Here is a 21,231-nt window from a genome sequence, read left to right on the forward strand (position 1 = left end):
ATTTACTCTGACAGATTTCATTTTTTGGTATATTTGCAAAATGATATCGTCAACAGAGGAGAACTATTTAAAGACATTGCTTCATTTAGAAGATAAAACAGGTGAAGCAACTGCAAATGAATTGAGTAAATTGCTCAATATAAAGATGTCGACTGTAAATAGTATGATAAAAAAGTTTGCAGAAAAAGGTCTGGTTCACTACGAAAGCTACAAACCTATAACCCTAACGGAAGAAGGACGCAGACAAGCTGCATTAATTTTAAGAAAGCATAGACTTGTAGAAATGTTTTTGTTCGAAAAAATGGAATTCGGATGGGAACACGTACATGAGATAGCCGAACAAATAGAACATATTAAATCGCCTATATTTTTCGATAAAATAGACGAACTACTGAACCATCCTGTTGCCGATCCACATGGATCGCCTATACCCGACAAAAATGGTAATATAGCACTTACAAATTACCTGAAACTAAGCGATTGCAAGGTCAATGATAAAGCTGTATTTTCGGCTGTAATAGATTCCAATGCGGAGTTTCTTCAATTCTTAACTAAACGGCATTTGATGTTAAATATCGAAATAACAATTGATGCTATAGAAACATTTGACGGCAGCATGACGGTCAGCTACAATGGCAATAAAAATGAGGTGCTAAGTAAGTTTGTTTGTGACAGACTTCTTGTTATAAAGCAGTAATAAATAAAAAAGTGCCCTAATCGAAAGGCACTTTGATTTTTTGAGAATTGAGATTCTATTTCTCTATCAATTCTTTATATGCTTTACTATCGAGTAACTTATCCAGTTGGCTCTTATCAGATAATTTTACTTTAATAATCCAGCTATCGAACGGATTATGATTCAATTTATCAGGGGTATCCGATAATGAATTATTTACTTCCACCACTTTTCCTGAAACAGGAGATAATAAATCGCTAGTTGCTTTAGAGCTTTCTACAGCACCGTATTCATTACCTAACGAAACATCTTCGTCTACTTCGGGCAGATCGATATATACGATATTACCCAACTCATGCTGCCCTACTTCGGTAAGTCCGATAAAAGCAAATTCGCCTTCAATTTTCACCCACTCGTGTGACTTTGTATACAAGAGTCCTTCTACTACTTTTGCCATATTTTTTTGTATATTTTGTTTTAAGTTTTATTCTTCTTGAAAGAGGATATCTATAAAACGAGACTTATCCAAATTAAAGATATAGTCTTCCATTTTCACATCCTTCAACAGAGATTCAATCGTTTCACGATCATAATCTACATTATGCAGCATTTTGAATAGCACATCTATATCGCCGACCAAAAAATAGTCACCTACAATATTTATGTCTTTTATTACATTATTCTTCAGTTCCAATCGTACCTGAATATCTCCTGCATCACCATAACTGTGCTTTACCACGGTATAGCGAGGATTGTTCCCGTAGATAAACTCTTCGCTGAGATATTCTTTTTCTATCTCTTCAATTTTTGCTACCTCTTCGTAAGTAAGAGTACGCTCGCTATCGCAAAGATGTGTACGCACAAAACGTTTGAACTCCTCTATATCTATATCTAAATATTCGGAAAGATTAGTCACTCGCTTGCGAACCGACTCCACACCTTTACTGATCAGTTTTTTATCATTGGGGGTAATAGACAACACCAATTTTTCCAAATCGGTGTTGAACAGCATGGTTCCATGCACAATACTTTTTTCGGATGTTCGGTAAAAAGCATTACCCGAAACTTTTTTCTCATCAACCGTAATATCGTTTCTACCCGAAGCAATAGCATTAACTCCCAGTTTTTGCAGAGTTAAAGCCACCCGTTGCAGATAACTGAGAAAAGTAAAACTCACATTTCGGTCTTTAGTTATGTATGAAAACATGATGTTACTAAAGTCGGCATAGACACATCCCCCACCCGATTTCCGGCGATAGGTTTCTATCCCGTTGGCACGAACATAATCGAGATTCACCTCATTTTCCATCAACTGATTGCGACCAAAGATCACAGTTGGGTTCACTTGCCACATATAGAAACATTCGTCCTCATCTATATTATGGGCAATATATTCTTCCATTGCCAGATAAAAAGAAAGCCTTCTGACTTTATCATCAGGCAGAGCTATATATATCATAATGTATTTTGTTTTTTTATGTCACAGACCTATTTAATTTCCCCTAGAGAACAAACTTTCGGGGGCAATTGTTTGTGCATTATACAACTTTTATCAAACAAGCTGTGCTACTGTTTCAACATACTCGCTGCGCAACAACTCTATCTCTTTTTGATATCCGTCGAGCTCGTTGGGTGTCTCCAGATTAAACGGCAAATGACGTAGTTTCGGGTGATTAATCACCTTACGGAATGTTTCTAAACCTAAACTTCCCTCTCCTATTTTTTGATGACGGTCTTTGTGGCTGTTCATCGGATTCATGCTGTCGTTGAGGTGAATTGCTTTTAACCTATCCAGCCCTACGACCTTGTCAAAATGATCGATCACACCATCCAGATCATTCACAATATCATAACCTGCATCGTATACATGGCAGGTATCTAAGCAGACACCCATCTTATCCTGAAGTTTAACACCATCGATAATCTGACGTAATTCTTCGAATGTACGACCAACTTCGCTGCCTTTGCCTGCCATAGTTTCTAGTAAAACTATCGTAGTCTGATCGGGCTTGATTACCTCATTCAATGCATCTATAATCTGACCGATAGCCACATCGATCTCTTGTGTAGTGTAACTGCCTGGATGAAAATTATACAAATGACAAGGCAAAATTTCCATACGAGCCAAATCGTCAGCCATCATTTCTTTGGCAAACTGACGAGTTTCGGGTTTTGCCGAACACAAATTCATCGTATACGGAGCATGCGCCAACAATGGAGCAAAATTATTAGCCTTCACTAATACAGCCAAAGCATCGGCATCCTTCGGGTCTATCTCTTTGGCACTTCCGCCACGAGGATTACGTGTAAAAAACTGAAATGTATTGGCTCCTATCTTAAGAGCATCTTTACCCATCGCTTCGTATCCTTTCGACAACGACAAGTGACATCCTATATTAAGCATAAGTTATTTGTTTGTTTTTCTTTCTTCGATTATAAAGGTAAGGTTATTTCTGCGAGACTACATCATCAATAAGTCTCTATATAATATAATTTTTGTTTATGTTCTTTTACTTCAAGGAACCGGATCAAATCCATGACCTCCCCACGGATGACATCTGCCGATGCGCTTTATAGCGAGCCACGTTCCTTTAAACGGTCCGTATTTTTTCACAGCTTGTATCGCATATTCCGAACATGTAGGACTATACCTGCATGTAGGAGGCTTCAAAGGAGAGATAGAATACCGGTAAAAGTAAACCAACCCCAATACAATAGCTGATAATATTTTACGAATTACCTTCATCCGGATCCTTCTTCGTCAATTTATCGGTTAATACATTTATCGTTTTCAGCATCGACTTTTCTATTTCCGCGAAAGACGGAAGTTCGTCTTTCAGGTAAAGGAACGCAACATCTAAAGATATTCCGGCTGTCGCAGAAACATCCGCAAAGCGATGTTTATGCAAACGAAAAACTTCCCTCACCATCCGTTTCACACTATTACGTTTATTAGCTCGCTTGAATCGTTTTTTCGATACACTCACCAGCATCGCAGCAAGAGGCTTACCCTCCTCCGGTTCACGCCGAGAGAATACAATCCTCAACGGATAAGCGATGAAAGATTCACTTCCTGCAAAAAGTACATCAATACGTTTTTGCGCATATATCCGTTCGTCTTTCGTCAATGTATATATAGGTTTTCCGGAGTTCATCATCAAATACTTGCTGTAACTTATTAATATAACAAAGATACTCTTTTCTGTTTTAAGGTTATAGGGCTTTCCGATATTTTCCGAAAAGATAAATAAGAAAAGGTGACAAAGGTTACACTGAAAATACACTTTTCTCATTGTTACCTTATTGGCATATTTTCAAATTGTCTCATCAGATACCAACCATTCAAAGAACGCTTTTACGATAGATAAAAAAAGACAAAAGGGGCTGGCTCCCTAGATAAAATTTACATTACAGTCTGCTCGTATCATCCCGTACTCCATTAAATTCAGTCTATAACACAAATCTGCTTAAAATTGACCGATATGTAGACGTACGAATAAAAAAAATAATATAAATTTGCAGTTCGCTTTAACATAATGCTAATGTCCCACGATGGAAATTCTATAAGATGGGTAATCGACAAATTCGATGAACTAGATATACATAAATTGTATAAAATACTTCATCTAAGATCCGATGTGTTCGTTTTAGAACAAGTATGCCCATATCTCGATCCTGATTTTAAAGATCAGAAGGCTTTACACCTGCAAGGATATATTAATGACAGATTAATTGCCTACTGCCGTTTGTTCGCTAAGGGCGACTATTTCGAAAACGCCAGCATAGGACGTGTAGTCGTTCCTGCCGACTGCCGAAGATATGGATACGGGCACATATTGATGGATAAAGCTATAGAATTACAGAAAACCGTACTAGGAGAAACCCTTCTAACGATATCAGCTCAACAATATCTGAAAACATTTTACGAAAACCATGGTTTTGTACAGATAAGCGAACCATATCTTGAAGACGATATTCCGCATATAAGAATGGAAAGATAAAAAATAATCATACTAATAAAGTACTGCAATGAAACAAAAAATTTTAGTTACGGGAGGAGCCGGATATATAGGTTCACATACAGTGGTTGAACTTCAAAATGCCGGATACGATGTGGTAGTAGTAGATAACTTGTCTAATTCGACAGCCGACAGCATTGATGGTATAGAGCGTATAACAGGTATCCGCCCTGCCTTCGAAGAAGTAGACTGCAATGACTCGGACGCAATGAAAAATGTATTCACTAAATATGCACCGATCAACGGAATTATCCATTTTGCAGCAAGCAAGGCTGTCGGAGAGTCGGTGCAGAAACCGCTGTTATATTACAAAAACAATCTGGTTTCACTTATCAATTTACTTGAATTGATGCCCGAATTTAATGTAAAAGGCATTGTATTCTCATCATCATGTACTGTATACGGAGAGCCAGATGTTAATCCTATTGACGAAACCGCACCGATCAAACCTGCTGCTTCTCCTTATGGAAACACGAAACAGATTAATGAAGAAATCATTCAGGACTTCATCAGATCAGGAGCAAATATCAAAAGCATTATCCTTCGCTATTTCAATCCGGTAGGAGCTCATCCTTCTGCAGAAATAGGTGAATTGCCTAATGGAGTACCTCAAAATCTGGTTCCTTTTATCACACAGACTGCAATGGGTATCCGTAAAGAATTAAGTGTATTCGGCGACGATTACGAAACTCCTGACGGATCATGCGTACGTGACTTTATCAATGTGGTGGATCTGGCTAAAGCTCACGTTGTAGCGATGGACAGAATGCTACAGGATAAATCGAACGACAAAGTAGAGATATTTAACTTAGGAACCGGAACAGGTTTATCTGTTTTGGAACTGATTAATGTCTTCGAAAAAGTTACCGGCGTAAAACTGAACTATAAAATTGTCGGACGCCGCGAAGGAGACATCGTTAAGATATGGGCTGATCCGGAGAAAGCCAATAAAGTATTAGGCTGGACTGCTCAGACTCCTATATCCGACACTATGGCTTCTGCCTGGAAATGGCAGGAAAAACTTCGTGAAAGAGGTATAATGTAAGGTCACTAACTATAATAAAAAAGGGAGTCTTTCGTCGACGAAAGACTCCCTTTTTTATTATAGTATTAATCGATTCAATGAATAAATACACTCGATCCGGCAATGACCATCCATCGCCCGGAAAACTTTTTCCATGTACGAAGAAAACGGACTTCACCCTCAATCGGCTGTTGAAAAAAAGCCCCTTTCATGAATACTTTTGCCGAAACTACAACCACATCATCAAAGACACGAATCTCACGGCTAAGACAATCGAGATTATCCAAAACCATATTTCCGGAACGATAAGTCGATAAATCCATATCCTTGGTTATAATCTCTCCCGTTGGGGCATTAAAGATAAGATTATCCGAAATCAGATTATCCAAGACATTCACATCGGCATTTTTCATTGCATGAATCAATAATTCTTCGCTATCGACAATTTCTTTCTCTACGGTCATATCATCCCTTTACTTTTATAGATCTAACCAACCTTGTAGAGTCGAGCTCCATCACAAGATTGGATGTATGAGTTTCGTCTTTCTTCTTTCTTATATTGTAAGAAGTTTCCGATTTGACAGCCAACTCTATAAAAAAACTACCTTTGTTATCTTTTTTTGCATAAATAGACTCTTCAACAGGCGTATAAGTCACCTTTTTGATCTTATTATCTTTTCTCTCTTTTGTAATCTGGGCTACAACATCAGTAGAAGTCATTTGCTGTGTATAATAAAATACGGAAGAAGCAAATTCTTTCAAAAGGTCTTTTTGATTGTTCTGAGACAGTTTCTTGTAAAAATCATTGATACTGAGTTTCACATTAGCCAAAGCAGCACCCTCTACTACAGAAATAGAAGACAGATAAGCATAATGTTCTTTTGCTTCTTCGACATGCTGTCCCGAAACATTTTCCAGTTTAACATTCTCCAGATAAGCTTTATAAGCATCAGCAGTATTATCCTTTACCGTAGATAGCCATGACAACGAATCCATTATATTCCTTATCTGAGACATATATGGAGTCTTTGGATTTTCGCTTACATAAGTATAAAAAGCATTGATATCAGACGATTTTTTTAATTTCTCCCAAGTATCAGCTTCTGCTTTCCGAATATCCCGAATACGTTTATTAGCCTCCTCTGCAAACTTTCCATGCTGATATGTGACCAGATATTTAGAGTAAGCCACGGGAGTATTTTCTTCCACACAACTATTCCAGAACTTCAATTCTTGTTCTTCAAATTGCTTTTGCTGAAACATCTTTATCCCGACAAAAACACCAGCCGCCACCAAAACAAGACATAGAATTATAAGATAAATTACTCTCTTCGAGAGACCTTTCTTTTTCTTTGGTTCTATAAGAGGCCTTTCTTCATCCTTTTCGAATTCAGTATCGTCTTCCTCCTCAAGATCTTCTTCCTCGGGTTTATAATCTTTGGTTATATCATACAACGGCGCCGGAGTAGCTTCGAGAAAATCAGTTGCATACTGATGTTCCATATGGTCATGACAATCTTCGCAAAAATCCTCATTATCATTTATCGGCTTGCCACAAAGGGGGCAATATCTTACTTCACTCATCTCTTTTTATATTTTACCTGACAATCTATAACAGTCTCGTTGTTTCTTTTGAGGTCTCAGACCTATCTATTAACTTCACAAACATAACAGCATCAGCCAGTTATTGTTTTTAAATATATCACTAATATTTTCTGTTACTTATTAACATCACGAAAGGCTTATAGCCTTAGTCTTCATAAAGAAGATATTTTTTTCTCTTATTCTTATATAACATCAAATCACCTGCCCAAGTTTTACGGATGGCAGACTCAGACATCCCCGATACAATTTGTCGTTGCAACTGATCCGATCCGGCCAGCATATTCATAAATTTAGGAGATTTGAAGAATTTAGTTCCCTGCCCCGATTTTTTATAAAACTGTATCAGGTACTTCAGGGTCAATCCCTGATCAAATTTCTCGTTCCGCAGGTCAATACCATAACAAATCTTGTCTTTTTGCAAAGGATTTTTATCAAATCCCTCAAGAGCTACAGGAGTGAAGGTGAACGATCCGAAACGTGAATCGGGATAACCGATTACCTGAAAAGGATAATATGTTCCACGCCCTACACTTACATTTGTAGCCTCAAAAAAACACAACGATGCATATAAACTTATTGATTGATCATTTGGAAGATTCGGTGAGGGTTTTATGGGTAACGAATATTTATCACGGTGCTTCCAGCCCTCTGCCTTTATTACTGTCAGATCACATTTTTTCGAACCCGAAAGCCATCCTTCTCCGTTAATCATCCCGGCTAATTCCCCGATAGTCAGTCCATGTAATACTGGAATAGGGTGCATTCCTACAAACGATTTATAGGCAGATTTCAACACGGGGCCGTCAATATAATCATGGGGATTAGGCCTATCCAGAACAATCAAGGGCTTATTATTCTCAGCGCATGCTTCCATCACATAGTGCATTGTGCTGATGTATGTATAAAAACGAGCTCCGACATCTTGTATATCAAAAATTACCACATCCACATCCTGTAACATTTCAGAAGTCGGTTTTTTAGTTCGACCATACAGAGAGGTAACAGGCAGACCAGTCTTCGGATCTTTTCCGTTGACAATTAGCTCGCCCGCATCTGCATTTCCTCTGAATCCATGCTCAGGCGCAAAAATTTTAGTTACATTTACACTTTCGGATATCAATGCGTCCAATAAATGTGTACCGCTCGACAGGCAGCTGGTATGATTTACAACCAGAGCTACGCGTTTATTATTTATCAGAGGTAAAAGTTTATCGAAGCGGTCGGCTCCGACCTTAATATTGCTCACTGCCTGAATTTGGAAAGCGAGTAATAAAAAAACAAGCGACAAAAGAAAACCTTTTTTCATAGAATCCGTTATTTACCTTGTAAAGATAAATGTTATTATATTATAATACATTATGATTTAGCTTAAGATCATAGAATAAAGACAAAAATGAACCCGATAGATATAATTAACAAATACTACGAACAGAATTCGAATCTTTATAACATCCTTATTAATCACAGCTCGGATGTTACCAAAAAGGCTTTGGATATAGCCCGCAACCATCCCGAATTAAATATCAACATCCAGTTTGTAAGAGAAGCCGGAATGCTGCACGATATTGGTATATTCAAAACGAATGCGCCTTCTATTGATTGCCATGGCGAATACCCCTATATGGCACACGGATATCTGGGTAGTGAATTATTGCAAAAGGAGGGTTTTCCGAAACATGCTCTTGTTTGTGAACGTCATACAGGAGCAGGTCTTCAATTACAGGAGATTATAGATCAAAATCTACCGGTACCTCATCGGGATATGATGCCTATAAGCATCGAAGAGCAGGTTATTTGTTTTGCAGACTGCTTCTTCTCTAAAACACATCTGGGACAGGAAAAATCTGTTGAAAAAATACGATATAAGCTTGCCCGATTCGGTGAACGCTCAGTAAACCAATTCGACCAATGGTGCAATCTTTTCTTATAAAATAAATTACGAAGGAAGCGCCTGTCTTTAATAAAGACAGGCGCTTCCTTTTATACATGCTCTGAATCAGACTCAAAGAGAGTCTATATTTTTCAGATGTATCAGTTTCTTATTCAACACTTTTTTATCATTCGAAGAACCTAATACTTTTAAATTAAGAGCAGGAGAAGAACGTAATACAGCCGAATGGGCTTGAACTCCGGTCATATCGGCAATAGCTGCACTGAATAAAGCTTCATCGGTATCTCCCAATTCTTTCCAACCGACATTTTTCACTGTCAGGTAGTCAAATTCATCAACAACTATATCCGGTGTGAAACCATTGGAATAATCCGACTCTTTATTTTTATTATATATTTTAAAACTGATAGGCCATAAGACATATGTATTGCGGTCGTCATCATCTTCATAAATAGCAAAAGACCCGACATTTTTACCTACGGTGGTTTCTCCTACGACCTTCAGCGTCTTAGAAGCATCCGAATAATAAGGCTTCAAGGCATTTATAATCAATTCGCTTGCCGATGCAGTCTGTTCTGTACCGATTATATATAAGCTATTCAACTGACTCCCCAAATTAGGAACCGTTGCTAACTGTTTATTAGAACTGCTATAAATCTTATCTACAAAATAATCATACATATAACTGATTTTCGTAGCATTTGTATCCGATAGTTTATCTAATTCTGCTTGTTTTACAGAATTATAGTTCATTATATCCATTATATTGGATGTGTTCAGGGTCGGAACTAAAGCACTCGCCAATGCTTGAGCAGAGGATAAGTATCCACCACCATTGTAACGGAGATCTAACACGACATCGGTAACCCCTTTCGATTTGAAATCAGACAGTATATTGAGCAATTCAACATCGTACTCTCTGTTTATCAAATCTTTCGGTGTAAATGAATTATAAGCCAGATATCCTATCGTATGACCATTCTTAACATAAATACTATCAGTAAATATCGGATTTTCTTCGTAATTAAGAGTTGCGGTTATGGTAAGATTAAACTCTTTATCATCAGCATAATTATTAATATAGAAAGTGTAGCTGTCACTCCCCGATAAGATCGTAGAGTAATTAGTCTTCGTCACTGTCTGGTTGTTTACCTTAAAAATGATATCGCCACGTTTCAAGCCTTTTTCCGCAGCATTGGTTTTCGGATACACATATGTTACTATAAATGCAACATCAGTATAAGTATTATTGGTATAAGTTGCGATATACTCAAATCCAATAGAAGCAGTTGTGGTAGAAGACTCTAAAGACGCAGTTTTCAACAGATCATCGTGAGAAGATTCTATTCTTGAAAAATAAGAACCCGCATTTTTAGGCCATTCATTAGAATACAACAAACTATTGAAAAACGTTTCGGGATCGGACTCAAAATTCAGAGATGTTTTCTGGGGTATCTGGTCACGCCACAAATACCATTCGTCCATCTTCTCATAAGTCCAGTTATTTACATAAGCATTATCCGATTGTTCACCGGGATTATCGACGTTGGCATCGTCATTATTATCATCGTCGCTGCAAGCAAAAAACAAAGGAGCGAACGCAGCTAAAAATAAAAAAAGGAAAAATTTAGTTCTCATTAGCAGAAAAGTTGTTAAGAAATAAATGAAGCTATTCCATACAAATTTCTACAAAGAAAACCAAATACCCAAGAACTATACACTTTATTCGATAAAAAATAAAAATTCATCGACCATTTGTTCTCTCTGCCCGTCAAAAACATAGGATACTTTCAAGTGCAGATAGCAATAACTCTATCTCACATAAACATAGTCTATTAAACATATTTCAGCATATAAGTGTTTTAAGACTATCATTAGAAGGTCTCAGACCTATTTAGTGATTTATCAGCCGAATTTCTATAAAAAGTTATCCAGCCGAATATGTCACCAAATACTTACTGTTACTTATAATAAACAACTATAAATTTATAAATAAATCATGGATTTTGATATAGCAATTATTGGAGGAGGCCCCGCCGGATACAACGCAGCAGAAAAGGCTGCCGAAAACGGATTGCAGGCAATACTCTTCGAGAAAAAGTATCTTGGAGGTGTTTGTCTGAATGAGGGTTGCATACCAACCAAAACACTTTTGTATTCGTCTAAGATATTCGACAGTTTCAAAACTGCCGATAAGTATGGAATTTCGGTTAACGGAAACCCGTCCGCTGATTATCCCAAAATAATCAAGCGCAAAGACAAAGTTGTACAGACACTAACGGGAGGAGTCGGTTATAAACTGTCATCGGCAGGAGTAACCGTAGTGAAAGAAACGGCAACCATTCTGGGTGAAAAAGATGATGAAATCCAAATTTCGGCTGCCGGAAAAACTTACAGTGTAAAATATATACTGCTATGCACCGGATCAGAAACAGTTATCCCTCCGATCAAAGGACTTTCCGATACTCAATTCTGGACTTCTAAAGAAGCTCTGGAAAGCACTGAGCTTCCTAAATCACTGGCGATCATAGGCGGTGGTGTTATCGGGATGGAATTCGCTTCAATATTCACCAGCATGGGTGTTCAGGTACACATTATCGAGATGATGCCCGAAATACTTGGAGCTATGGATAAAGAAACATCTGCAATGCTCCGTACTGACTATGGCAAGAAAGGTGTCAAATTTTATCTGAATACCAAAGTTACCGAAGTAACCGCCAAAGGTGTAGTAGTCGAAAAGGACGGAAAATCTCAAACAATAGAAGCCGATAAAGTATTGGTTAGTGTTGGCCGTCGTCCTGTTACTAAAGACCTCGGACTCGAAACGCTAAACATTGCAATGAAGGGTAATGGCGTTGCAGTCAATGAATTCATGCAAACATCACATCCCCGTGTATATGCAGCCGGAGACATCACAGGATTCTCTCTGTTGGCGCATACAGCTATACGCGAAGGAGAGGTAGCTATTCACCATATTGCCGGCGAAGACGACCGCATGAGCTACAAAGCTATACCCGGAGTAGTTTATACCAATCCCGAAATTGCAGGAGTAGGCAAAACAGAAGAAGAGCTTACAGCCAATGGCGAAGCATTCCGGGTATTGAAATTGCCCATGTCATATTCGGGTCGTTTTATAGCTGAAAACGAAGGAGGAAGCGGACTATGCAAAATTATCGTCAATTCGAATGAGCAGATTATCGGATGCCACATGTTAGGCAACCCTGTATCGGAGTTGATACTCGTCGCAGGAATCGCTATCGAGAACGGTGATACAGTAGAAGAATTCCGTAAGCATGTTTACCCGCACCCTACTGTGGGAGAGATCATTCACGAAACATTATTCTCTTAAAAAGAACCAAATATATGCTCTGTATCAACAACACATACACTGATCCTTATTTCAACATGGCAATGGAGGAATATCTTCTGAAAAATTTTTCGGAAGACATTTTTATGTTGTGGCAAAATGAGCCATCCGTCATTATAGGTAAATATCAAAATGTGCTGGCAGAAGTAAATCTTGATTTTGTAGAGAAAAAACAGATAAAAATAGTTAGACGGCTCACCGGAGGCGGCAGCGTATTTCACGATCTCGGGAACATTAATCTGACATTTATAGAGCGAAACAACAATGCCGATTTCGACCGCTTTACGGCTCGGACTGTAGATTTATTGTCAAACCTCGGTATAGAGGCTCAATCAGACAATAGACGCACGATTAATGTCAACGGCTTGAAAATATCGGGAAGTGCGCAGTGCGTCCACAAAGATAGGGTCATGTATCACGCTACATTGCTCTTCTCTTCTGATTTGAAAACTTTAACGACCACCTTGGACAGTGACCCTAAACAGGTCGAAAATATAAAAGATTCGAAAGTTTACGTCAAATCAGTAAAAAGCCCGGTAACCAATATTCTCGAAAATCTGGATCGTCCTATGGATATCGCCTATTTAAAGGATTTCGTTTTCAATTATTTTCTGAATGAAAACCCGCAAAACAAAATATACAAGATCAACGATACGGATATAGATGCTATCAACATTTTAAAAGAAAAAAAATATTCAACTAAAGAATGGAACTTTCACGGAAAAGCAGAGAAACAAGTCTCTAAGTCAACGGCGTTTCCCTAAGCAACCGAGTGTATTTAATGACACATTGTAAACCATAATCAAGTCTTGCTCTTATGCTTGCAAAGTCAATAAAAAGCTCTGAGACCGTAAAAGGATTTCATATTACAAAAAATAACAAATAGGTCTGGACGACCTTAAAACTATAAATTTTATGGCAACATTTGAAATAAAAATGCCCAAGTTGGGCGAAAGTATCACTGAAGGTACTATTATTTCCTGGTCTGTTAAGGTTGGAGATAATATCGAAGAAGACGACATATTATTTGAAGTAAACACGGCTAAAGTAAGTGCTGAAATACCATCTCCGGTAGAAGGTAAAATTCTGAAATTGTTATTCAACGAAGGAGACACCGTTGCGGTAGGTACTGTTGTTGCTATAGTTTCGCTCGATGGAGAAGGCGACGTAGAAGAATCTGCTCCGGCAGCAGAAACAAAAACAGAAACTCCGGCAGCAGCTCCGGCACAGGAAGCATCAAATCAACCGCTAAGCAAATCAAGCGGCGACAGATGGTATTCACCTGTTGTACTTCAAGTAGCAAAAACCGCTAAAATAGGAAAAGAAGAACTTGATGCCATCCCCGGCACAGGCTACGAAGGTCGTTTGAGCAAAAAGGATATCGATTTGTATATCGCAAGTAAAAAATCAGGTATACCTGCTCCGGCACCCGCACCAAAAACTCAACCGGCAGAAGCGCCACAAGCCCCCAAAGCAGCACCAGCTCCGGCTCAGGAAAGTGCACCGAAGACTGTTTCTGCTCCGGTTTCTGCAGGCGAAAACGAAACTGTTATTGCTATGGATCCTATCCGCAGAATCATTGCAGACCGTATGGTTTCGTCCAAGAAGATTTCTCCACACGTAACCAATGTGATAGAAGTGGATGTTACCAAATTGGTAAAATGGCGCGAGCAAAACAAAGACGCATTCAAAAAACGAGAAGGTATCAGCCTTACATACATGCCTGCAATAGTAGAAGCCTCTGCTAAAGCATTGAAAGATTTCCCTAGAGTAAACTCTTCGGTTGATGGTTATAACATTATCGAAAAGAAATATATCAATGTCGGCTTTGCAGTATCTCTACCAGACGGAAACCTGATAGTACCCGTGGTTAAGAATGCAGACAAGTTAAATATAAGCGGACTGGCAGCCAATATCGCATCAATGGCCGACAAAGCAAGACGTAATAAACTGATGCCCGATGAAATTCAGGGTGGTACATTTACGATTACTAACTTCGGATCATTCAAGAGCTTATTCGGAACACCGATTATAAACCAACCCGAGGTAGCTATATTGGGAGTCGGTATCATCGAAAAGAAACCGTCAATAGTTGAAACTCCTGATGGGCCGGTTATCGCTATCAGAGATAAAATGTACTTGTCATTATCATACGATCACAGAGTAATAGACGGTATGCTCGGAGGAAACTTCCTGCACCGCATTGCCGAATATTTACAAAATTGGGAAGATTAAGGCTTTTAGCCTTAATTTTCCAATGTTCAATGACTAAAACAAATCAGACATGAATAAGAAATACGACATAAAAAGTACAGATAAAGAAACTCTGAAAAAGTGGTATCACCTGATGACACTAGGTAGAGCTATCGACGAAAAAGCTCCTGCATATCTCTTGCAGTCATTAGGCTGGTCTTACCATGCTCCTTATGCAGGACACGATGGTATACAGTTGGCTATGGGACAGGTTTTCACAAAAGGCAAAGACTTTATGTTCCCTTATTACCGAGATATGCTTACAGTATTATCAGCGGGAGTAACAGCCGAGGAACTGATTCTTAATGGTATCTCTAAAGCTACCGATCCTGCGAGTGGAGGACGACATATGTCAAATCACTTCGCTAAACCCGAATGGCACATCGAAAATGTATCATCAGCAACAGGTAACCACGATTTACATGCTGTAGGGGTAGCTCGTGCAATGGTTTATTATAAACATAAAGGTGTAGCGATCACTTCTCATGGAGACTCAGCTACATCCGAAGGTTATGTATACGAAGCTATTAATGGAGCATCAAAAGAACGCCTGCCTGTGATATTTGTTATTCAGGACAATGGCTATGGTATCTCGGTTCCTAAAAAGGATCAGACCGCAAACCGTAAGGTTGCAGATAATTTCAGTGGCTTTAAAAATCTACGTATTATTCATTGTAACGGAAAAGACGTTTTCGATTCTATGAATGCAATGACAGAAGCTCGCGAATATGCTATCGAAAACCGTACTCCGGTAATAGTACAAGCCAACTGCGTTCGTATAGGCTCTCACTCCAATTCGGATAAACATACACTATACCGCGACGAAAATGAATTGGCTTATGTTAAAGCAGCCGATCCATTGTTGAAATTCAGGAGAATGCTGATACGTTACAAACGATTTACCGAAGAAGAATTAAAAGAAATTGAAGCAGCTGTCAAAAAAGAACTGAGTCAGGCTAATAAGAAAGCATTGGCTGCACCGGATCCCGATCCTAAATCGATTTTCGATTTTGTGACTCCAGATCCTTATGTGCCTCAAAAGTATGTTGACGGGACTCATGACGAACAAGGAGAAAAGAAAAATCTGGTAACAGCTATCAATGAAACACTTAAAGCCGAGTTCAGACACAATCCTGATACTTTCCTATGGGGACAAGATGTCGCTAACAAGGAGAAAGGTGGAGTCTTTAATGTTTCAAAGGGAATGCAGCAAGAATTTGGTGAAGAGCGAGTATTCAATGCTCCGATTGCCGAAGACTTCATTGTAGGTACAGCCAACGGAATGAGCCGGTTTGATCCGAAGATCAGAGTAGTTGTCGAAGGAGCTGAATTTGCGGATTATTTCTGGCCGGCAATGGAACAATATATAGAATGTACACATGATTATTGGAGAAGTAACGGACAGTTTTCACCCAATATTACACTTCGTTTGGCATCCGGAGGTTATATCGGAGGTGGTATGTACCACTCTCAGAATCTCGAGGCCGTATTTACAACATTACCAGGATCACGCGTCGTGTATCCCTGTTTCGCCGACGATGCAGCAGGTTTGCTTCGCACAAGCTTACGCTCACAGGGCTTGACAGTATTCCTAGAGCCCAAATGCCAATATAACTCCGTAGAAGCATCAGCTGTGATTCCCGATGATTTTGAAGTACCATTCGGAAAAGCCCGTATCAGACGAGAAGGAAAAGACCTTACAATCATCACTTATGGTAATACCCTCTTATTTAGTTTGACTGTAGCCGAACGTCTGGCTCAGGAAAATGGTTGGAGTGTTGAAGTAATAGACCTGCGGACATTGATGCCTCTTGATAAAGAAACAATCTTTGAATCTATAAAGAAAACCAATAAAGCATTGATTGTACACGAAGATAAAGTATTCGGCGGCTTTGGCGGTGAAATTGTTTCATCTATCAATGAAGAGATTTTCCAATATCTCGATGCTCCGGTTAAACGTGTCGGTTCAACTTTCACCCCTGTAGGATTCAATACAATTCTAGAACGAGCAGTTTTACCAAATGAAGAAAAAATCTACGAGGCTGCAAAGAGAATATTAGAATTCTAACAAAACGGGATATACTTAAAATAGACAAAACACGAAATTATGAAAAAGATAGGATTATTCTTCGGCACAGAAACTAGTAAAACCTCTAAGATCGGAAAGAAGATCAAAGAAGCTTTTGGTGATGCCGATATAGATATAATAGCCATAGAAGAAGCATCAGCTGAAGACTTCGAAAAGTACGACAATATTATCGCCGGTGCTTCAACCTGGTTTGATGGAGAACTTCCATCCTACTGGGACGAACTATTACCAGACTTGGAGTCAGTAAAGATGAAGGGTAAAAAAGTGGCAATCTTCGGTCTTGGAGATCAAGTAAAGTATCCTGATAATTTTGCTGATGGCATAGGAATTCTAGCCAAACTATTCGAGACAAACGGAGCCAAAGTGGTTGGATTTACATCTCCTGAAGGTTATAAATTTGACCATTCAGAAGCTCTTAAAGACGGAAAGTTCTTAGGTTTGGTGATCGATTATGAAAATCAGGCAAGCAAAAATGAAGAACGCATCAGCAATTGGGTAGCTCAGTTGAAACAGGAGCTAAATAAATAAAACTACAATTATATAAAACTAATCAAACAAAGGATTCACAAAAGATATAGTTTTATATACCACTAAAACAAAGGAACGAAAACCTTCTAGTTTTCAAGTAAATAAAAAGCCGAAAGTTAAACTTTCGGCTTTTATTCAAATATAGTCAAATAGAATAATTCTTATTACAAAGGAGATAAACTTAATTTCTTTTAGAGTAAATCCAAGCATCATTCAACTTAGGATTATTGCGTCTAAAATTAGCTGCATATTGTTCAGCTTGCCCCTTATCTTCGAATACACTTATATATATACGTGGTCTTTCTTTAGATTCAAGAACCGAAGCACTTCTATAACCCTGAGATTTCAACTGAAGTAACAAACGTTTTGCTTCAGTCTTAGAACTGGCACTACCTATAATAACATAATACAGATGAGAATTAGTTTTCACAGCATTCTCTACTGCTATTGTTTTTGCGGCTGACAAATTCTTATTATTATCCTGTCCTTTATTATTCAAGGAGGCATTATTCGAAACATCAGAGACCGATTTAATCTCGTTCTTATTCAAATTTTCAGGATCATTACCTGAAACAGATTCAGAAAGAGCATTCTCAGAAGGTTCAACAACATCTACACTACTCAAAGCATTATGAGCTATCTCAGATTGAGAGATCTTTTTTGCAGACTGAGAAGGTGTTATGATATCTGTAAAGAATCCCGATTTTTGCATCTGGCTTTCTTTGGGTTCATATATAGGAGTTGATGTCACAAAAAAGACAGCAACAGCTGCAGCTGCAGCACCCACACTAACAACGATCCTCTGATATAGATTTTTGCGATTTGCAACAATCTCCACTTTACGGCTTACTTCAATATCAGCAAGTTTTTTTATTTCTAAGGTATCCAACCCAAATGTTTCAGGATGATATAAAGAAAATTCGCTGTTAGGAATAAAACTCAACCTCTTTTCCTCATCTAAAATAAGAGTACCCAGATTGCCTATAGGCGCAGGTTGTCTCAAACCTAATATCGTATTCAAGCGATACACAACATCACCTATTTTTTTACAAGCAATATCATAAGATATAGAGTACATATTCATATAAGACTCAGCCAACAACCCGTCATTGTATTTCAGATCGGGATTAAAGCCGACAGATACCTGAGGAGGTATAATAGCTCCGTCATCAGCAATCTTAGCAACATCACGCCGTAAGACAAATCCTCCAAAATCAGGAATAATAACACAATCGTGCTTTTGAATCAAGGAGTTTATATGTAAGGAGAATTCTTTCATAATACAAAGATAAAAGTTATTGCGAAGCAAAGAATATCAGAAACTACAAAAGTCAATAGAATTTATTTATCAAGTCTGACTTCACTTCTTTAATAAAAAATAGTCTTTAGAACACGATAAATCTAAAGGATGTTAAAGAACATGTATTTTTTCTAACTCTCTGATAAAATATTTACTAATATTGCATAACCGAACCTTGAATCTAATACTATTGGAAAACATATTAAAGTGAAGAAAAGTTCATTTCTTCGTAAAATTCAGTACATCAAAAGTTTTATCAGCTATTTCATCCCAATTATAATCTGACAGGTCATATATTTTGGGGACTAAGCCTTTTTGTATCTTACTATCTAATTTAGATGATAATTCCCTTATATCATGTGGATTAAACAACGATTCATCGTTTCTTATCAGCATCATATTTGCAGGAATATTACTGACAAGCACATCCAAGTTATAACTCATAGCTTCTAATAAGGAAATAGGCATACCTTCATGAAATGTAGGCAGCACAAATAATCGGGTATGCGAATATAATTCAGCCAGATTATCACCCGTAACCATTCCGGGTAAAATTACACCACTGTTCTTTGCTTTCTTCTTCAAGGCTATGGAATATTTAGTAGCATGGTCTGCATCACCTGCTATCACCAGAGGATAATGATCTTTTGCGGCACTCTCCAGATAAGCATCTATAAGATTATGAAAGCCTTTTTCTTCAACAAATCGCCCTAAGGCCAGAATATAACCTCTGCTCTCCAAACCTAAAGTCGAGATGTAACTTGCAGACTCTATTATATGAGCTTTATTTACTCCATTATAAATAAGGTACACATCATCAGTTCTCCCATATTTAGAGGCGACATCATTTTTAACCTTATCTGATATTACAATAATACGGTCGGCAAATAATACAGCCATACGCTCTCCGGTCTTTAAAATAAATTTGGCAAACAATCCCCACTTTTCCCTTTCATAGTCAGCCCCATGATGTGTTACAACCACTTTCATACCTAAAACTTTTGCCAAAGGAGAAAATATAGATGGTCCGATTGCATGAAAATGGATCACATCAGCTCTCTTAAAGAAAGCATATATCACTGCAAGAAATGTATGCACTATAGCCTCGAGACTTTTCTTCCTCGGAGCATATGTATCTTTCAGCTTCACTCCCTTAAAAATCCGAATCTTATTGTTCTCATCTACATAACAAGAGCGTCGTATAAGTGTAACATCTCCTCCTATCCCTACGATACGTGGATACAAATTTTCGCAGTGTGTTTCCACTCCCCCTTGTATATGGGGTATTCCTCGTGTACCTGTAACAAATATTTTCATAATATGAATCAAAAAAAGGCATAAATCCCTATTCGTCAACTAAGGGCAGTGTGGCATCGGGTCTTACCCCATTGGTATCGGTAAACGGCTGCATCCTCGAGAAATCAAGGTCTCCCTGCCGTATATCCTGTCCGACATTAAAATATGGAATATTACCGGTATCGGCCTTTTTACCCGATAAGCTGTTTATCTTATTTTTAATCACCCACATAGCAGGGTGCTTTATATACTTTTTCATCACGGGAGCAGCAGTCCCAACCATCCAGCAATTTTTTGGGCATTGGCGAACCATATCCCTAACCCGTTCCGCTTGCTCGCTATACCATAAATCTTCAAATGAAGAAAAATCCCTTATATTTCCCATGCTTTCCTTCCATATGCGGTCTTCCAAACCGTTACACGGATATACATCACCATAAGGTTCAATGAAGAAGTTCGCCGTTCCGGCTTCACACGGCAACATGCGCTTTTCTCCTTTAACATATCCAATCAATCCTAAATTAAAAAAAGCTCTGAACCAGCTTTTAGGATGATTTTCTTTCAGCAACAGGTTTATCAATTCTTCAAAATCGGCAATAACCTGATTTTGATTGGTTATAACATTATCTTCCTTGTGGAAATAAAATGAATTATGAAAAGCGGCAGTAGCAAACTCAAGCTTCAGTTCCTTTGCCAATCTGTACAGCTGGAGCATATCCTGAGAATTACGATTCGAAACCGTAATGCCAAAGCCAATGTCTTTTACACCTATTTCACGAAGTTTGAGAAGCAATTTCAGCCCTCTATCGAAACCTCCGGCACGTCCTCTCAATTCATCATTAAGCTGCGAAAGCCCTTCTATGCTTACTCTTATTCCTATATTCGGATACTGTCTTGCCAAATCGACAATCCTGTCGTAATGCCATCCGGATGTTGAAATAACTACACGTGGAGCTTTCTCGAATGCAACGGCAACGATATCCGATATATCTTTCCGCTGAAACGGTTCTCCACCGGTAATATTAACAAACTTCAACTTTGGCAGTATTTCCAGATCACGAGCTGATATTTCGAGTTTCGAATCAGACGGATATTTCCAGATATTACACATCTGGCAACGCATCTGGCATCGATAGGTTGTTATTATTGAAACATCAGTTGGTAATGGTATCTTGTTCATTTA

21 protein-coding genes are annotated in these 21,231 nt (G+C 38.3%); 9 read left to right on the plus strand and 12 right to left on the minus strand.

Annotated elements, in window-relative coordinates; all coding sequences use genetic code 11:
* The first annotated feature begins 40 nt into the window (after positions 1-40).
* The gene (locus AABJ51_RS08540) at positions 41-697 is read left to right on the plus strand and encodes a metal-dependent transcriptional regulator (protein WP_026627963.1); all 657 of its coding nucleotides are present in this window, start codon (positions 41-43) and stop codon (positions 695-697) included.
* A 55-nt stretch (positions 698-752) separates the two neighbouring features.
* Here the strand turns inward: AABJ51_RS08540 and gcvH are convergent, their stop codons facing one another.
* From gcvH to AABJ51_RS08565, 5 genes are all read right to left on the minus strand, one after another.
* Positions 753-1,133: a glycine cleavage system protein GcvH gene (gene gcvH, locus AABJ51_RS08545; RefSeq protein WP_338375537.1), complete on the minus strand. Its 381-nt coding sequence runs from the start codon at positions 1,131-1,133 to the stop codon at positions 753-755.
* 27 nt (positions 1,134-1,160) lie between these two features.
* A complete protein-coding gene (lplA, locus tag AABJ51_RS08550) occupies positions 1,161-2,135 on the minus strand; it encodes a lipoate--protein ligase (RefSeq protein WP_338375540.1) in 975 nt (324 codons plus the stop codon).
* A gap of 93 nt (positions 2,136-2,228) precedes the next feature.
* The gene (locus AABJ51_RS08555; RefSeq protein WP_026627966.1) at positions 2,229-3,080 is read right to left on the minus strand and encodes a deoxyribonuclease IV; all 852 of its coding nucleotides are present in this window, start codon (positions 3,078-3,080) and stop codon (positions 2,229-2,231) included.
* A 111-nt stretch (positions 3,081-3,191) separates the two neighbouring features.
* A complete protein-coding gene (gene yidD / locus AABJ51_RS08560) occupies positions 3,192-3,422 on the minus strand; it encodes a membrane protein insertion efficiency factor YidD (protein ID WP_035332342.1) in 231 nt (76 codons plus the stop codon).
* The gene (locus AABJ51_RS08565; RefSeq protein WP_026627968.1) at positions 3,406-3,834 is read right to left on the minus strand and encodes a ribonuclease P protein component; all 429 of its coding nucleotides are present in this window, start codon (positions 3,832-3,834) and stop codon (positions 3,406-3,408) included. Before AABJ51_RS08565 ends, yidD begins: the two co-directional genes overlap by 17 nt.
* 384 nt (positions 3,835-4,218) lie before the next feature.
* Between AABJ51_RS08565 and AABJ51_RS08570 the strand changes: the two genes are divergently transcribed.
* Together AABJ51_RS08570 and galE are read left to right on the plus strand one after the other, a co-directional pair.
* Positions 4,219-4,677 carry a GNAT family N-acetyltransferase gene (locus AABJ51_RS08570; RefSeq protein ID WP_338375543.1) on the plus strand — a complete coding sequence of 153 codons (459 nt, stop codon included), beginning with the start codon at positions 4,219-4,221 and terminating at the stop codon, positions 4,675-4,677.
* Between the two features lie 28 nt (positions 4,678-4,705).
* Entirely contained in the window at positions 4,706-5,740 is a 1,035-nt protein-coding gene (gene galE / locus AABJ51_RS08575) for a UDP-glucose 4-epimerase GalE (protein ID WP_026627970.1), read from the plus strand.
* A gap of 74 nt (positions 5,741-5,814) precedes the next feature.
* Here galE and AABJ51_RS08580 read toward each other — a convergent pair whose 3' ends face one another.
* The 3 genes from AABJ51_RS08580 to AABJ51_RS08590 form a co-directional block, all read right to left on the minus strand.
* Positions 5,815-6,183: a nuclear transport factor 2 family protein gene (locus AABJ51_RS08580; RefSeq protein WP_338375546.1), complete on the minus strand. Its 369-nt coding sequence runs from the start codon at positions 6,181-6,183 to the stop codon at positions 5,815-5,817.
* A 1-nt stretch (position 6,184) separates the two neighbouring features.
* On the minus strand, positions 6,185-7,303 hold the full coding sequence (locus tag AABJ51_RS08585; protein WP_338375548.1) for a zinc ribbon domain-containing protein: 1,119 nt from the start codon (positions 7,301-7,303) through the stop codon (positions 6,185-6,187).
* 166 nt (positions 7,304-7,469) lie between these two features.
* Complete coding sequence (locus AABJ51_RS08590; protein ID WP_338375550.1) at positions 7,470-8,630, minus strand: exo-beta-N-acetylmuramidase NamZ family protein; 1,161 nt, start codon at positions 8,628-8,630, stop codon at positions 7,470-7,472.
* Between the two features lie 87 nt (positions 8,631-8,717).
* Between AABJ51_RS08590 and AABJ51_RS08595 the strand changes: the two genes are divergently transcribed.
* Complete coding sequence (locus AABJ51_RS08595) at positions 8,718-9,254, plus strand: HDIG domain-containing metalloprotein (protein ID WP_026627974.1); 537 nt, start codon at positions 8,718-8,720, stop codon at positions 9,252-9,254.
* A 72-nt stretch (positions 9,255-9,326) separates the two neighbouring features.
* Here AABJ51_RS08595 and AABJ51_RS08600 read toward each other — a convergent pair whose 3' ends face one another.
* Positions 9,327-10,853 (minus strand): S41 family peptidase, encoded by a 1,527-nt coding sequence (locus AABJ51_RS08600; protein ID WP_338375554.1) that lies wholly within the window; start codon positions 10,851-10,853, stop codon positions 9,327-9,329.
* Positions 10,854-11,214: 361 nt separating this feature from the next.
* Here AABJ51_RS08600 and lpdA point away from each other — a divergent pair, with 361 nt between their 5' ends.
* The 5 genes from lpdA to AABJ51_RS08625 all read left to right on the plus strand — a co-directional run bounded on the left by lpdA (position 11,215) and on the right by AABJ51_RS08625 (position 17,452).
* Positions 11,215-12,564 (plus strand): dihydrolipoyl dehydrogenase, encoded by a 1,350-nt coding sequence (gene lpdA, locus AABJ51_RS08605; protein ID WP_026627976.1) that lies wholly within the window; start codon positions 11,215-11,217, stop codon positions 12,562-12,564.
* 14 nt (positions 12,565-12,578) lie between these two features.
* On the plus strand, positions 12,579-13,346 hold the full coding sequence (locus AABJ51_RS08610) for a lipoate--protein ligase family protein (protein WP_338375557.1): 768 nt from the start codon (positions 12,579-12,581) through the stop codon (positions 13,344-13,346).
* 151 nt (positions 13,347-13,497) lie between these two features.
* Positions 13,498-14,817, plus strand: coding sequence for a dihydrolipoamide acetyltransferase family protein (locus AABJ51_RS08615; protein WP_338375559.1), 1,320 nt, complete (start codon positions 13,498-13,500; stop codon positions 14,815-14,817).
* Between the two features lie 49 nt (positions 14,818-14,866).
* Entirely contained in the window at positions 14,867-16,903 is a 2,037-nt protein-coding gene (locus AABJ51_RS08620) for an alpha-ketoacid dehydrogenase subunit alpha/beta (RefSeq protein ID WP_026627978.1), read from the plus strand.
* Between the two features lie 39 nt (positions 16,904-16,942).
* Positions 16,943-17,452 carry a flavodoxin gene (locus AABJ51_RS08625; protein ID WP_026627979.1) on the plus strand — a complete coding sequence of 170 codons (510 nt, stop codon included), beginning with the start codon at positions 16,943-16,945 and terminating at the stop codon, positions 17,450-17,452.
* A gap of 181 nt (positions 17,453-17,633) precedes the next feature.
* On the opposite strand, the gene AABJ51_RS08630 is transcribed toward AABJ51_RS08625, so the two are convergent.
* From AABJ51_RS08630 to AABJ51_RS08640, 3 genes are all read right to left on the minus strand, one after another.
* Positions 17,634-18,731: an HU domain-containing protein gene (locus AABJ51_RS08630; protein WP_338375562.1), complete on the minus strand. Its 1,098-nt coding sequence runs from the start codon at positions 18,729-18,731 to the stop codon at positions 17,634-17,636.
* Positions 18,732-18,971: 240 nt separating this feature from the next.
* Positions 18,972-20,069, minus strand: coding sequence for a glycosyltransferase family 4 protein (locus tag AABJ51_RS08635; protein ID WP_338375564.1), 1,098 nt, complete (start codon positions 20,067-20,069; stop codon positions 18,972-18,974).
* 28 nt (positions 20,070-20,097) lie between these two features.
* On the minus strand, positions 20,098-21,228 hold the full coding sequence (locus AABJ51_RS08640; protein ID WP_338375566.1) for a radical SAM protein: 1,131 nt from the start codon (positions 21,226-21,228) through the stop codon (positions 20,098-20,100).
* Between the last annotated feature and the right edge of the window lie 3 nt (positions 21,229-21,231).

Origin of the sequence: Indolivaga capnocytophagoides, from assembly GCF_036511535.1 — a bacterium.
GTDB classification, from domain to species: Bacteria; Bacteroidota; Bacteroidia; order Bacteroidales; family Dysgonomonadaceae; genus Dysgonomonas_A; species Dysgonomonas_A capnocytophagoides.